Genomic DNA, 13,520 nt, shown 5'->3' with positions numbered 1-13,520 from the left:
CATAACAATAATCAAAATGCCCCCTATTGGCACTGTCATAAGTAGATTTCTATTTCAATTTTACTATTTGAACTTTTACACATTGAATATTGTTTCGGAGAACTATTATGAGCGATTTAAAACAAGCTGCACAAAAAGCCATTGAATTAATGGACTTAACTACCCTTAATGACGACGATACCGATCAGAAAGTGATCGAGCTTTGTCATAAAGCCCAGACTGCAGCAGGTAACACCGCCGCTATCTGTATCTATCCACGTTTCATCCCTATTGCCCGTAAGACACTGAACGAAATGGGCGCTGAAAGCGTACGTATCGCGACAGTGACTAACTTCCCACACGGCAACGATGATATCGCTATCGCAGTATTAGAGACTCGTGCAGCCGTTGCTTACGGTGCAGATGAGGTCGATGTGGTTTTCCCATACCGCGCCCTGATGGCAGGTAACGAAACTGTTGGTTTCGAGCTAGTTAAAGCCTGTAAAGAAGCCTGTGGTGAAGATGTTCTGCTAAAAGTTATCATCGAGTCTGGTGTGCTTCAAGATCCAGCCCTTATCCGTAAAGCCTCTGAGCTTTGTATCGATGCCGGTGCCGATTTCATCAAGACATCAACCGGTAAAGTCGCGGTCAATGCCACGCTAGAAGCGGCTGAGATCATGATGACAGTGATCAGTGAGAAGAACACTAAAGTGGGTTTCAAGCCTGCAGGTGGTGTTCGTGATGCCGCAGCTGCCAAAGAATTTTTAGGCGTAGCCGCTCGTCTTCTTGGCGATGATTGGGCTACTCCACGTACCTTCCGTTTCGGTGCTTCTAGTCTACTAGTTAACCTGCTGCACACTTTAGAGCTTGGTGAAGCTGCTAAAGGTAAGCAGGGCTACTAAGTCACAATAGCCTTATTCTTTTAATGTGAAGAATAAGGCTAATCTTTTTAGTTAAGTGTGATCTAAATCTAATTGAAGGCACTGAAACTCGGCTAGTATCAAATGTAGCAAAGTTACAGTTTTAGTGTTTTATAAAAGAGTTTGTGGCTTAAAACTGAATTTTAGTTACAGACTTGGAGGCAGTACCATGTTTCTAGCACAAGAGATAATTCGTAAAAAACGCAACGCAGAAGCCTTGTCTAAAGAAGAGATCCTATTCTTCGTTAAAGGCATCACCGACAATACTGTTTCAGAAGGTCAAATTGCGGCCTTTGGTATGGCAGTCTACTTCAACGACATGAACATGGATGAGCGTATTGCGCTGACCACATGCATGCGTGACTCAGGCACAGTACTCAACTGGCAGAGTTTGGACCTTAACGGTCCTATCATAGATAAGCACAGCACTGGCGGCGTCGGTGACGTGATCAGCTTGATGCTTGGCCCAATGGCTGCCGCTTGTGGTGGTTATGTGCCTATGATATCGGGTCGTGGCCTAGGTCATACCGGTGGCACCTTAGATAAGTTTGATGCTATTCCAGGTTATCAAACCGAGCCAGATAGTGCCCTGTTCAGAAAAGTGGTTAAAGAGGCGGGCGTGGCCATCATAGGTCAAACCGGCGATCTGGTTCCTGCCGATAAACGTTTCTATTCTATCCGTGACAATACCGCCACCGTCGAATCAATTTCCCTTATTACTGCTTCAATTCTTTCTAAGAAATTGGCAGCGGGTCTCGATGCTCTGGCAATGGACGTCAAAGTCGGCAGTGGCGCATTTATGCCAACCTATGAAGCCTCTGAAGAGCTGGCTCGTAGCATTACTGCCGTAGCGAACGGTGCCGGGACTAAGACAACAGCACTACTTACCGATATGAACCAGGTCTTAGCTTCTTGTGCCGGTAATGCCGTCGAAGTGAAAGAGGCGGTGGATTTTCTTACCGGAAAATACCGCAATCCACGTTTATACGAAGTCACCATGGGTCTATGTGCAGAAATGCTGCAACTCGGTGGCCTAGCCGCAAATGAAGCTGAAGCGCGAGTTAAACTGAATAAAGTACTCGACAATGGTAAGGCTGCTGAAATTTTTGGCCGCATGATATCAGGACTCGGTGGTCCGACAGATTTTATCGAAAATCCAGGTCTGTATCTGCCTGAGTCTAAAATTGTGCGCCCGGTTTATGCCGAGCAAACAGGTTTCGCCTCAGCCATGGATACCCGAGAGCTAGGTATGGCTGTGGTCACCTTAGGTGGTGGACGCCGTAAACCTGGTGACGCACTGGATTACAGTGTCGGCTTGACTCAGGTTTGCGCCTTAGGTGATGAGATCACCAAGGACAAGCCGATTGCCATGATCCACGCTCAGTCAGAGAGCGCTTTCGAAGAAGCGTCTACTGCTGTAAGAAATGCTATTCAGGTTGCAGAGACTCGCCCCGAGAAGACGCCTGAAATTTATCGTTATATACGCGCCGAAGATCTGTAAATAGGCTGCGTAAGAGGTTTTTATGAAAAGAACAATCATCATGATGATGGACTCATTCGGTGTAGGAGCTGCAAGTGATGCAGCATCTTTCGGCGATATAGGATCCGATACTTTCGGTAGCATAGCTAAAGCTTGTGCCGAAGGTAAAGCCGATATCGGCCGTCAAGGACCACTTAAATTACCTAATCTTTGTCGTCTTGGTCTAGCCATGGCGGGTAAAGAGAGTACTGGTGAATTTGCCGCGGGTTTTAGTGACAATGTCGAAGTGATCGGCGCCTATGGGCATGCCGATGAGCTGAGCACAGGTAAAGATACGCCTAGTGGTCATTGGGAAATGGCGGGTGTGCCAGTCTTATACGAGTGGGGATACTTCTCCGATCTGACTAATTCTTTTCCGAAAGAGCTGACCGATAAGATTCTAGCCCGTGCTGGACTCGACAGCTACATGGGTAATTGTCATGCGTCTGGTACGGCGATATTAGAAGAGCTGGGCGAAGAGCATATGCGCAACGGCCAGCCTATCTTCTATACTTCGGCTGATTCAGTTTTTCAGATCGCCTGTCATGAAGAGTCATTCGGCCTAGAGAATCTTTACACTCTATGCCAAATTGCGCGAGAAGAGCTTGAGCCATATAATATTGGCCGTGTGATTGCGCGCGCCTTCGTCGGTACTTGTGCCAGCGATTTTGAGCGGACCGGTAATCGTCGTGATTATGCGGTAGAGCCACCTGCGAAGACGGTACTGGACAAACTTGCTGCCGATGGCGGGGAAGTGGTCAGTGTCGGCAAAATTGCCGATATCTACGCACACTGCGGCATTACCAAGAAGGTGAAGGCGACTGGCCTCGAAGCCTTGTTTGATGCAACGCTTGAGCAAGTTAAACAAGCGGGTGACAGAAGCATAGTTTTCACTAACTTTGTTGATTTCGACTCTCATTACGGTCATCGCCGCGATATCGCCGGTTATGCCAAGGCGCTGGAATATTTCGATTCCCGTATGCCTGAGATGCTTGAACTGCTCAACGAAGATGACCTGCTGATATTAACAGCCGATCACGGCTGTGATCCAAGCTGGAAAGGCACAGATCATACTCGTGAACGTGTGCCTGTATTGGCATTGGGCGCCGGACTCGAAGCCGGTTCTCTGGGACGTCGTAAGAGTTTCGCTGATATAGGTCAATCTATCGCAACTTATTTCAAGTTAGAGCCGATGGAATATGGCGAGTCTTTCGTTAAGTAATACATTTTAGTACTAAGTTGATATCGATTAGCTTAGTACTGCTTTTAAGTTTGGCGGTTTAGATGATGGCCGCCATAAATAAGACTTAATACTAATTTTAGTACTAGTTTAAGTTACAAATATATAAGGGGTTATATAGATGGCTACACCACATATTAATGCTGTTGACGGCGCATTCGCGGATACTGTTCTTTTTCCAGGCGATCCACTTCGCGCTAAATACATAGCTGAGACGTTCCTGGAGAACGTTGAGCAAGTGACTGACGTGCGTAACATGTTTGGTTTTACCGGTACTTATAAAGGCGTTCGTATCTCAGTTATGGGTTCAGGCATGGGCATTCCTTCTTGCTCTATCTATGCTACTGAACTTATCAGAGATTACGGCGTTAAGAACCTGATCCGTGTTGGAACTTGTGGCGCTGTTAGCACAGACGTTAAAGTACGTGACGTATTGATCGGTATGGGTGCAAGTACTGATTCACAAGCTAACCGTCTACGTTTCAAGGGCCAAGATTTCGCTGCTATCGCCGATTACGGTCTGCTTAGCGCTGTTGTTAAGGCTGCCGATGCTAAAGGTATTAAGTACCGCGTCGGTAACTTGTTCTCAGCAGATCTTTTCTACACACCGGATCCAGAGATGTTCGACGTGATGGAAAAGATGGACATTCTAGGTGTCGAGATGGAAGCTGCCGGTCTTTACGGTGTAGCGAAAGAGTTCGGTGCTAAGGCTTTATGTGTCGTTACTGTATCTGATCATATCCGTACTGGTGAGAAGACGTCTGCCGATGAGCGTCAGTCTACCTTCAACGAAATGATCGAAATGACACTAGAAGCGGCTATTACTCTGTAATTTCACTTTTAGTTGTTTATAATCCCCTCCATCGCTATCCGTGCGATCGGGGATAAGTACATTCATGTACAAAATAGGGGCTCATTAGAGCCCTTTTTTGTGTCTGACATTAAAGTCAAACGTTTAGACGAAGGCCTTCGGCCTATCGTTGCAGGGACGGCTACGCCTGTACGACGTGCTTTGCCCTAGTGGAAAAGACAATAAGCTGTGTTCCAAAACTATGCTTAATTGTCTATTTACTTAGAACTCAAATCGAGTTCCTAGGTTCTAGGAACTCGTCCCTTCTTCCTTTTTCACTTTATTCTTCTTCAACAGCTTTGGCTTCTTTCTTAATTTTGCGCGAGTCTTACGTCTGTCGAAATCGGCACGTTTAAATGACAGTGAACGGGACAATAGCATGCCTATCAGACCCGCTATGACGAGCATCATCTGCTGCTGTTCCATATGGATCTGATGGGCTTCTTTTATCTCATTGAAGAAGAGTCTGGGTTCCAGTCTCACCTCGATAAAACCCAAGTTATTACCATCTTGGGTTACCGCTTCGACATAAGGTGGGTAGCGTTCCAATAGCTGGCTCAACTCCTGTGAGTCTGGCTCCAACTCCTCATCGGTAACGCTCTGGGCAAATGCTAGCCTCTGTCCGTCCTCACTGAAAATGCTGGCTGACATCACCTTAGGGTCTAAAACCAGTGTGCTGGCTAACCATTGTAGTTGTTCATCATTTTGCAGTTGCAGCGCCGGAGCTGCGCCATAAGCCGTTTGTTGAACCAGTAATCTGGCCATCTTTTGTGTTTGGGACTTTAGAAGCTGCTGCCCTTGTAGTAGGCTAGTTTCCCACAACTGGATAAGACCCACGGCTAAGGTGATGGCTATTACCATCTGCACTAGCCTGCTAATTCTATGGCTCTTTTTCAGACCTTTAAGAAAAAACACTATATACCTGTATTTTTGAAGGGTTTAGCTAATCATAATTGATTATTGCCTTGCCCGGTAGTTGGAGAAGCATTACTAATGAAAAGTCTGAGCCATACCTTGCTGTTTTCTTGGTTATCGAGTGGAGAAAATAACCGTTTTCAATATCAGAGTCAGACTTTGGCCAAGCATACGGAGACCCATGCTCCGCTCTGCGAGATGAGAATTCGTTGTGTCTTTGATAATAAATCAGATGAAGCTGCACTCGTCGCGGCCATAGGTCAGTTGCAGCAAGATTTGAGTTTAGCGATTATTGAGCGTAAAACTGGACTCAATTGCATCGAAATTTGTGCCGCTGAGCCGCTAAATCAGGCACAGATGCAACTGATATCCTCCATCCAAGGGGTTGAGACCTTTCCTATTTCAGATAAGCAGGCGAAGTTAAATCAGCCTGGCCTTTTAGTGATGGACATGGACTCCACGGCGATAGAGATCGAGTGTATCGATGAGCTCGCCGTGATGGCCGGAGTCGGTGCAGCGGTTGCCGAAGTGACTGAGCGTGCCATGCAAGGCGAATTGGATTTCGAAGAGAGCCTGCGTGCGCGTGTGGCTCAGCTCGAAGGTGCCGATGAGAAGATCATTCAAGACTTGTGCGATCGGCTGCCCTTGATGCCCGGACTCGTCGAGTCAGTCGAAGAGTTACAGTCTTATGGCTGGAAACTCGTGGTGGCCTCCGGCGGCTTCACCCCTTTCGTTGGTCATCTGAAACAGCTTCTGGGTTTAGATGCCGCATATGCAAACGAGTTGGTTATCGAACAAGGTAAACTTGCCGGAACCGTTACCGGCCAGGTTGTCGATGCGCAATTTAAGGCCGACACTGTGCTCAGCTGCGCCGAGCGGTGGCAAATTCCTGTGGGTCAAAGACTCGCCATCGGCGATGGTGCCAATGATATCCCCATGATCGAGACCGCGGATTACGGTATCGCTTACCATGGGAAACCTAAACTCGAGCAGGCGGCCGATGTCGCCATCAGCAAGCTCAACCTTAAGGCTCTACCCTACTTGTTGCTACTGAGTTAGTGGGTAACATTAGTCTAGTGGTGTGAGATGTTATTTGGTCGGAAGGGAGGTTTATCTCTTCCGATCGAGTGTATTTGTATCGTATTTCATTTTTCGTTTAAAACTGTCCTCTATAACCTCTGATCACTTAGGTTTTCCTTCGTCGCTTGTTTGACTCGAGTCAGATTGAGTAATTGCGCTTGTTTTTTGTTTGTTGACTCAGTAATTTATTAGCTAATTTAATCTCTATATAAAATAAGATATACGCCGTGGCCATTGAACAACACTCGATATTTATTCCCTATCTGGATGGGAAACTGCACCTTCGACAAATTAAGCCTGTGAATGCAGACATGAGCAAACCGCCAATATTCATGCTCCATGGTGCCATGTCTAACGGTCGGGTATTTTACAGTGACTCAGGTAAGGGCTTGGCCTGTTTTCTGGCAGAGTCGGGTTTTGTGGTATATGTGCTCGACACATATGGTCGTGGATTGAGTACGCCTAAATTACGGCGGGGATCTAAACCCGGTCAAGGTCAGGTCATTCGAGATCAGTTACCCTTAATACATCACTATATCGTTTCCCTGCATCCGAATAATCCACCCATTCACTGGTGCGGCCATTCGTGGGGCGGTGTGCTGATGGCCAGTGCCATATCCAGATTCCCGTTGTTCCAAGAGAGCATAGCTTCTCTGGTTACCTTTGGTACTAAGCGTAGCATCAAGATTAAATCCCTGAAAAAATGGATGATGGTCGATATCGGCTGGAACAAGGTGGCGCCGCTAATAGCTTGGTCTCATGGTTATCTGGCCGCCGATCGTTGGCGTATGGGGATGGATAATGAGAGTCGCTCCTCTCTGGCTCAGAGTATTGATTGGGTGCGCGGTGATTGGATCGATCACGATGATGGTTTCGATTATGGCAAAGCCGCCATCAACACGGCTAAGCAAGGCAAGTGGCCCAAAGCCTGGTTTATTGCCGGACTTGGAGACGAGGTGTTGGGACACCCAGAAGATGTGCTAAGAATGATTCAGGAATGTCAGTTCTCGGACGTTCGCTACACCTTGTTGTCAAAGGCTGAAGGTTATCGCCATGATTACGGTCATGCCGATATGTTGACTCACAGAGATGCAGCGGGTGATCACTTCGAGCAGGTAAAGATGTGGTATGAACAGTCTGAAGGGGCGAGTTCCTAGATCCTAGGAACTCATATTCTAGATAATTAATTTAACCAGCATCTGCTGTGAGGCCTGGCTCTGTCTGATGAAGCTGCGGGTATCTCAGTAATACTTCTTCTGTGATGTCCAGTAGTTCACCGACACCTATGATCCGCCACATTAGCTCTTCGAGCTTCTTGCATTTGTGATGAGCGTGAATGCCGATATATTCCATTTCACGTCGAATATAGTTGAGGTCGGGTTTTCCTGTCGCACCTCGGTAGATCCTGAGGGCCATAAACCGACCTAAATTATTGCTCTGGCGGATAAAGTGTTGTCTGGCATTGAGATCGCCTATCTCATCGGGTGAAATACACTTTACTCTGACTTTTCCCTGAGATTGTCTGGACACCTGCAGATAGGTTTCAAAGTATTCTAGGCCATCCTGGGGCTTAAGAGCGCGGATCGGATCGATAAAATCTCTCTTTAAACGACCATCTTTGAGCAATGACTCTAAGTTATATTCCAATGATTGGCTCGTTGAAGCGGCAAATATATCTGTGATGACATTCTTATGAGTACCGACTCCAATCATCGAGATTTTTGCCGATTTTTGTGTTTTTTCTACAAAATAGGGTACAGAGTCCAGGTGACGCATCAATAAGTTCTTTAAACCATCGGCGAGCTCTTTCTTCTCGCTGTTGGCTTCGGTAATCTTCTCTAACTTGTCTCTGTTATGAATGATGAGCTTATTGATAAACTCGACTCCGATATGGGGAGTATGTCCCATTACCGCAGCGAGATGAACTGTACCGCCTTTTTTACGGGTCTTGATCAATCGATAGGGAAGATGGCTGAGTTGAACCTTACCCGATATCTGCTGTAGCTTTGGAAATCCAAGGTGTATCGGCGCCGTTTTATCAAATTGAGTGGCTTCATCTAAGGTTAATTGTAGTCCCTTGCTCGATATATCATGGGTCGACCCTGTGATTGATAGCTTACCTTGGCTTAACTTCACCTGAGTCTTGAAGGAGTAGCGTGCCTCATTTCGGCGTTCACTGAACTGAAGCGAAAGCAGCTTTATCGGATTGCTTTTGACTTTCTGTTGTCCGAAAACTTTTAATTCATTAGCTTTGCTTTTACATATGTTGCCCCAAGACAGGTAATCTTGCTGGGATTCAGCAGTCGTGAGGTCCATAAGCTGTAGCACATGGGTAAAGCGTTTTAGCTGGGCTTCAGTTAGGGCGCTGTAATTGACGTCATCACCGGGGAGCATGGAGGCCTTGTAGGATTTTGCGTGATCGATCTCATGGTGTGCCAGCTTAAAGACTTTCCAGGAAGGCTTACTGGCACCGAAACTAAAGAAGAGTGCCAGTAAATCTTGCTGTTTAAGCTCGGCCAATGTCGCTGAATAGAAGTAGATGTGCCCTTGAGTATGAAAGGTAAAGCAAAAAAATAGTTGGTGGTCTTTATTTTCAGGCTCATTAAACAGGGTTTTCAAGCGACTATCGGATAGCATCCCCGATAGCTGGCTAATATCATGTTCGTCTTGAAAGTAATACTGTAGTTGTTGGTTATCCCGACTGAGCAATTTATGGGTAATTTGATACGTATCCTCAATGGATTCAAGATACAGAGGCAAATGAGGCAGGTGAGGCAGATAGTGGCGTTCGAAGCCTAAGCCGGTAGCCGCCACTAGCACATCGTTGATATCGACTTTATATCTGAATTTATAGCCTCTGATCAGGTTAGATAGCATTTCTGATAGAGCGTCGGATCCACCGACACGTTTGAGCCGCAACCAGCAATATTCATTGCTGGTTTGTGTATCGACTATTTCGTAGTCGACTCCTTGTTGCAAGTCTTCATAATAATATTCTTCACCTAGTTCGAGTAACTTAACTCTGATGGGTTTATCCAGCTCGAAATGATGTTTTAGGGGGAGCCGAATTCTGGCTCCGCCGACAGACAAGTCTACCGTGATCCCTTGTATCTCTGTGCGGTTAGGCTGAAGTACCGAGATACGTATGCTGTAGTTCATTCTCTCTTCACTACGATTGAAATAACTGCCTAAGACAACCCCTTGTGCCAGGTAGGGAGCGAATGGAAGATCATCCTGGTTTTTCCCCCCCCTCAGTTTTAGCTTTCTGAGTTTGTGGGCTTCGATGACATTCTCATAAACACCTAAGGTGTACTGATCACGGTAGAGTGCCACCGATTCGAGGAAACTCTCTTTGGCTGGATCATCTAAGAAGTGCTGCTGCTTACCATGGATAAGTTCTTCACAGGGCAATTCAGATTTGTCTCTTAGATCTATGATGCGAGTGCAGAGCGAGGAGATGCGATTGAGCTCCATCTTGAGTAAGAAGCGAGTTGAATTCGATTCGTCTGTGGTCAGACTATCAAATAGCTCATGGAAATCGGGTTCCATTAGCAGGGGCTTGAGCTGTTCAATTAGGGCACTATGTTCGTCTAAACTCATCTACTCGCTTCTTCTTAGAGGGCTTATGCAATCGTATCTACTAGTCTTGTGGGCTGAAAACTAAGGCGGTTAATAGTATCATGTCGGCAAAATCTGGTATTACTTGATACTTAATAAGGCCAGTTATCGTATTTAAGTCGTTATTATTATTGACGAACACTGGTTATCTGTGTTGCCGTATATCGGCATACCCACTTAAGCCTCAAATAGTATGTGTTCATTCACTTTTATTTTAAGTCATTATTGGCTTTCGTTGTACGTTATTCTTCTTGAACTTATGGGTTAATTGTTAAGTTAACTCAATTTTTTAACTTATTGTAATAAAGAGCTATGGCTAAAAATAAAACAGCATTTGTATGTAATGAATGTGGGCAGGATTTTCCTCGCTGGCAGGGGCAGTGTAGCGCCTGTACCGAGTGGAATACCATCACAGAGGTACGCTTAGGGTCAATCAAGTCAGCGGGTTCTTCTGTGTCTGGTTATGCGGGTGCGGTTGGCGGTGGCTCTAAGAAACTCAACGAAATTAGAGAAGTCGAAGCCGAGAAGATGCTCACTGGCATTGGTGAACTAGACCGGGTGCTGTGTGGTGGTTTAACCACAGGCTCAGTGAATATTATTTCAGGTGACCCTGGAGCGGGCAAGACGACTCTGTTATCAGACCTTATATCTCGCATGTCCCAAGTGATGCCATCGCTATACTGTACCGCTGAAGAGTCCTTGTCACAGTTTAAGAATCGTGTGAATCGTCTTAAGTTAAGCTGTAATGAAGACAACTTGTACCTGATGGCTGAAACGAGCGTCGAAGCCATCATTGCCGAGCTCGATGCTAAGCAGATTAAATTTGCCGTCATCGACTCGATTCAGGCGGTCGTCACAGATCTCGCCAATGGGAGTCCAGGCTCCCCCTCTCAAGTGAAGAGCAGTGCTCAGGCGCTGACCCAATACTGTAAGCAAAATAACGTCACCATGTTCCTCGTGGCCCACGTCAATAAAAATAATGAAACTGCCGGCCCACAGACACTGATCCATATCGTGGATTGCCTCACTCATCTCGAGTGCAACGATGGTCAAATTCGTACCCTCAGAGCTAATAAGAACCGCTTCGGTGATGTCGATACTGTTGGTATCTTCAAGATGACTGAACGGGGCATGCTCAGTGTCGATAACCCCAGCGAGATTTTCCTCTCGGGTTCGACGACTGAATCTCCAGGAGCGGCGATCACCTGTATTCGCAAGGGTAACCGTAATTTGTTGCTCGAGATCCAGTGTTTAACCACGGAAACTGAAGGTGAGTTTCCGCAGCGAGTCTGTGTCGGCCTCAATATGAACCGTATTAAGATGCTGACTGGCATACTGCGTAAGCATACTCGAACTAAGATTTTTCATGATACCTACTTCAACTTAGTCGGCGGCTTGAAAATCGATGAATCTGAAACCTGTATCGACTTGGCATTAGTCACCGCATTACTCAGTAGCTTAAATGATTTTGTGGTGCCCAGAACCACCTGCATCATGGGTGAGCTCAGCTTGAATGGTGATGTGCGCCCCATAGATAGCGGTGTACCTAGAGTGAAAGAAGCGGTGCAGCATGGCTTTACCGAGATCTATATTCCGCACCGCAACTATCATAAGTCGATGGAAGGGCTAGGGGCTAAGATTCATCCGGTGAAGACTATCCATGATTTTCTTGAGTTAATAAATTAACTCTACTAATTTTTTTGTGGCTTCATTTGGCAGGTTTGGTGTTAGTTTAGTTTATTGAAGTCCATAGCTTTAATTTAACCTATCATCTGCGGTGGCTGTTGTGTACGGATATACGTATGTCCGTACACATGGTCAGAGATGCTCCCTACACCTCGAGACATGTCTCATATCCTTATGGGATAGATGTGAATGACCTTATGTGCAAACACTTATGTGACGCTAAGCTTTTTATATTTAACGGAAAAAGTGGTCCTGCAGCCTCTATGGCTGCGTCCCTACTGTAGAAGAGCACAGCCGCTTTACACCTCATTATTTATCTCTTCGATTAAAGTCTTCTTTTCTGAAATATGCAGGTTATAAGTCACTGTTGCGGTCATAGAACTGGCCTCTAAAAAATGCGGAGCAGCCCATAAACGTAACACCCTAAGCGGAGTTCATTTTATGAGTTCGCCCTGTCCAGAATCGGGTCGTGCTACTGCCGTAACCATTGAAGCATTTTGACATTGGCCGCGTTTGTTACCTAAAACACACCCTGATTATTTCCCCCCCGACGCCGGAAGAGGTGAAATCGCTGGGAAACCAGTATTGAGAGTCAATAGCATAACCCGATAGATGGGCGATCCTAATATCTTATTACCTTCTTTTCGATAGACACCATATGCCTCTCAAATAGAAAACAGATCATAACAAGGTAATTCAATATGTTTTTTAGCTAAGCTAAACTCCTTCAAGTACTTCATAAGTTATTATTTTAGGTGCTTGGACAAGGAAACTAAGTAGAATGGAAAAATCACCGCTTTTCTCTCTCCAATCAAGATATTTTCCTAAGTGACTTTCAAGCTCCCAGTAAGCAATGATAATGAATTCACTCTCAGATAAACGTGAAGTCTCAACTCCTTTATTGCCAGGGAAACTCCTTGTTGCAGGTAATATTTTTTTAAAGAAAGACAGTAAAGCTTCTGATTGTCCTTCTTTTGCCTGAAATTCAAATGTTGTCATTTTCTGCATTGTTTATTGCCTTAACTATCAATATGAAATCTATTAACTTAAAACAGGGAAGCATAGCTTCCCTTGCACTTTGAATATTGTCAGTGGTTAGGGTTACTAACCAACTAAGTCTAATAATTTATCGGTACTGTCTACATTGCAATAACCAAAACTTAATGCCGCCATAAAAGCATGATGTACGTGACTGGCTGGTACTGTGATGCCATTAAACTCGAGATCCAATGTTGCGCATGCATCGTGAGCTACGTTGCATTCATAGCCCAAATCAACTGCTGCACGAGTAACAGCGTCAATGCACATATGACTCATTGCACCAAGGATAACTAATTTACCTACATTTAATTCATCAAGGATATTTTGTAACCCTGTACCTCGAAAGCTATTAATCTGATGTTTCAAGATAACGGGTTCCCCCTCAAGCGGTGCTACGCTGTTGTGAATTTTTGCACCTTCAGATTCAGGCAAAAAAAACGGCGCGTCAGACGAAGGAAACTCATGACGAACATGTATTACAGGCAAACCTTGCTTACGAAACGCTGTTAATAGCCTTGTTGCATTTGATGCGGCTGCTTCTGTGCCTGATAAAGGCCATTTAGCACCAGCATATGATGGGTAATAGTCATTTTGAAAATCAATGAGTAACAAAGCGGTATTAGACATAATCATCTCTCTTGTGTTGTTCAGGTTGTTTGTTGAGGCTATTAT

11 protein-coding genes are annotated in these 13,520 nt (G+C 45.5%); 7 read left to right on the top strand and 4 right to left on the bottom strand.

Features of this window, described 5'->3' with window-relative positions:
• Positions 1–107: 107 nt before the first annotated feature.
• From deoC to deoD, 4 genes are all read left to right on the top strand, one after another.
• A complete protein-coding gene (gene deoC, locus FS373_RS08920; RefSeq protein ID WP_144045392.1) occupies positions 108–881 on the top strand; it encodes a deoxyribose-phosphate aldolase in 774 nt (257 codons plus the stop codon).
• Between the two features lie 187 nt (positions 882–1,068).
• Positions 1,069–2,400, top strand: a complete 1,332-nt coding sequence (deoA, locus tag FS373_RS08915) for a thymidine phosphorylase (RefSeq protein WP_144045393.1) — start codon at positions 1,069–1,071, stop codon at positions 2,398–2,400.
• A gap of 22 nt (positions 2,401–2,422) precedes the next feature.
• Positions 2,423–3,640 (top strand): phosphopentomutase, encoded by a 1,218-nt coding sequence (locus FS373_RS08910; RefSeq protein WP_144045394.1) that lies wholly within the window; start codon positions 2,423–2,425, stop codon positions 3,638–3,640.
• Between the two features lie 139 nt (positions 3,641–3,779).
• Positions 3,780–4,490, top strand: a complete 711-nt coding sequence (deoD, locus tag FS373_RS08905; RefSeq protein WP_144045395.1) for a purine-nucleoside phosphorylase — start codon at positions 3,780–3,782, stop codon at positions 4,488–4,490.
• Positions 4,491–4,757: 267 nt separating this feature from the next.
• Here the strand turns inward: deoD and FS373_RS08900 are convergent, their stop codons facing one another.
• Positions 4,758–5,423 carry a YtjB family periplasmic protein gene (locus FS373_RS08900; RefSeq protein WP_322619474.1) on the bottom strand — a complete coding sequence of 222 codons (666 nt, stop codon included), beginning with the start codon at positions 5,421–5,423 and terminating at the stop codon, positions 4,758–4,760.
• Positions 5,424–5,501: 78 nt separating this feature from the next.
• Between FS373_RS08900 and serB the strand changes: the two genes are divergently transcribed.
• Together serB and FS373_RS08890 are read left to right on the top strand one after the other, a co-directional pair.
• Positions 5,502–6,482: a phosphoserine phosphatase SerB gene (serB, locus tag FS373_RS08895; protein WP_152829285.1), complete on the top strand. Its 981-nt coding sequence runs from the start codon at positions 5,502–5,504 to the stop codon at positions 6,480–6,482.
• Between the two features lie 248 nt (positions 6,483–6,730).
• Complete coding sequence (locus FS373_RS08890) at positions 6,731–7,660, top strand: alpha/beta fold hydrolase (protein ID WP_322619473.1); 930 nt, start codon at positions 6,731–6,733, stop codon at positions 7,658–7,660.
• 31 nt (positions 7,661–7,691) lie between these two features.
• On the opposite strand, the gene FS373_RS08885 is transcribed toward FS373_RS08890, so the two are convergent.
• Positions 7,692–10,103, bottom strand: coding sequence for a PilZ domain-containing protein (locus tag FS373_RS08885; protein WP_152829284.1), 2,412 nt, complete (start codon positions 10,101–10,103; stop codon positions 7,692–7,694).
• A gap of 330 nt (positions 10,104–10,433) precedes the next feature.
• Between FS373_RS08885 and radA the strand changes: the two genes are divergently transcribed.
• Complete coding sequence (gene radA, locus FS373_RS08880) at positions 10,434–11,807, top strand: DNA repair protein RadA (protein ID WP_144045400.1); 1,374 nt, start codon at positions 10,434–10,436, stop codon at positions 11,805–11,807.
• A 717-nt stretch (positions 11,808–12,524) separates the two neighbouring features.
• Here radA and FS373_RS08875 read toward each other — a convergent pair.
• Positions 12,525–12,815 (bottom strand): putative quinol monooxygenase, encoded by a 291-nt coding sequence (locus FS373_RS08875; protein ID WP_221937476.1) that lies wholly within the window; start codon positions 12,813–12,815, stop codon positions 12,525–12,527.
• A gap of 96 nt (positions 12,816–12,911) precedes the next feature.
• Positions 12,912–13,475: a cysteine hydrolase family protein gene (locus tag FS373_RS08870; RefSeq protein WP_152829283.1), complete on the bottom strand. Its 564-nt coding sequence runs from the start codon at positions 13,473–13,475 to the stop codon at positions 12,912–12,914.
• Positions 13,476–13,520 lie beyond the last annotated feature (45 nt).

The sequence above is a fragment of the Shewanella sp. YLB-07 genome, from assembly GCF_009377275.1.
Note: the sequence above shows the minus strand (reverse complement) of the source record. Positions and strands in the feature narration are given on the sequence as shown.

What these genes read in the sequence shown, in the direction of transcription:
- deoC (WP_144045392.1), top strand. Translation starts at nt 108, where the DNA reads ATGAGCGATTTAAAACAAGCTGCACAAAAAGCCATTGAATTAATGGAC.
- deoA (WP_144045393.1), top strand. Translation starts at nt 1,069, where the DNA reads ATGTTTCTAGCACAAGAGATAATTCGTAAAAAACGCAACGCAGAAGCC.
- FS373_RS08910 (WP_144045394.1), top strand. Translation starts at nt 2,423, where the DNA reads ATGAAAAGAACAATCATCATGATGATGGACTCATTCGGTGTAGGAGCT.
- deoD (WP_144045395.1), top strand. Translation starts at nt 3,780, where the DNA reads ATGGCTACACCACATATTAATGCTGTTGACGGCGCATTCGCGGATACT.
- serB (WP_152829285.1), top strand. Translation starts at nt 5,502, where the DNA reads ATGAAAAGTCTGAGCCATACCTTGCTGTTTTCTTGGTTATCGAGTGGA.
- FS373_RS08885 (WP_152829284.1), bottom strand. Translation starts at nt 10,103, where the DNA reads ATGAGTTTAGACGAACATAGTGCCCTAATTGAACAGCTCAAGCCCCTG.
- radA (WP_144045400.1), top strand. Translation starts at nt 10,434, where the DNA reads ATGGCTAAAAATAAAACAGCATTTGTATGTAATGAATGTGGGCAGGAT.
- FS373_RS08875 (WP_221937476.1), bottom strand. Translation starts at nt 12,815, where the DNA reads ATGCAGAAAATGACAACATTTGAATTTCAGGCAAAAGAAGGACAATCA.
- FS373_RS08870 (WP_152829283.1), bottom strand. Translation starts at nt 13,475, where the DNA reads ATGTCTAATACCGCTTTGTTACTCATTGATTTTCAAAATGACTATTAC.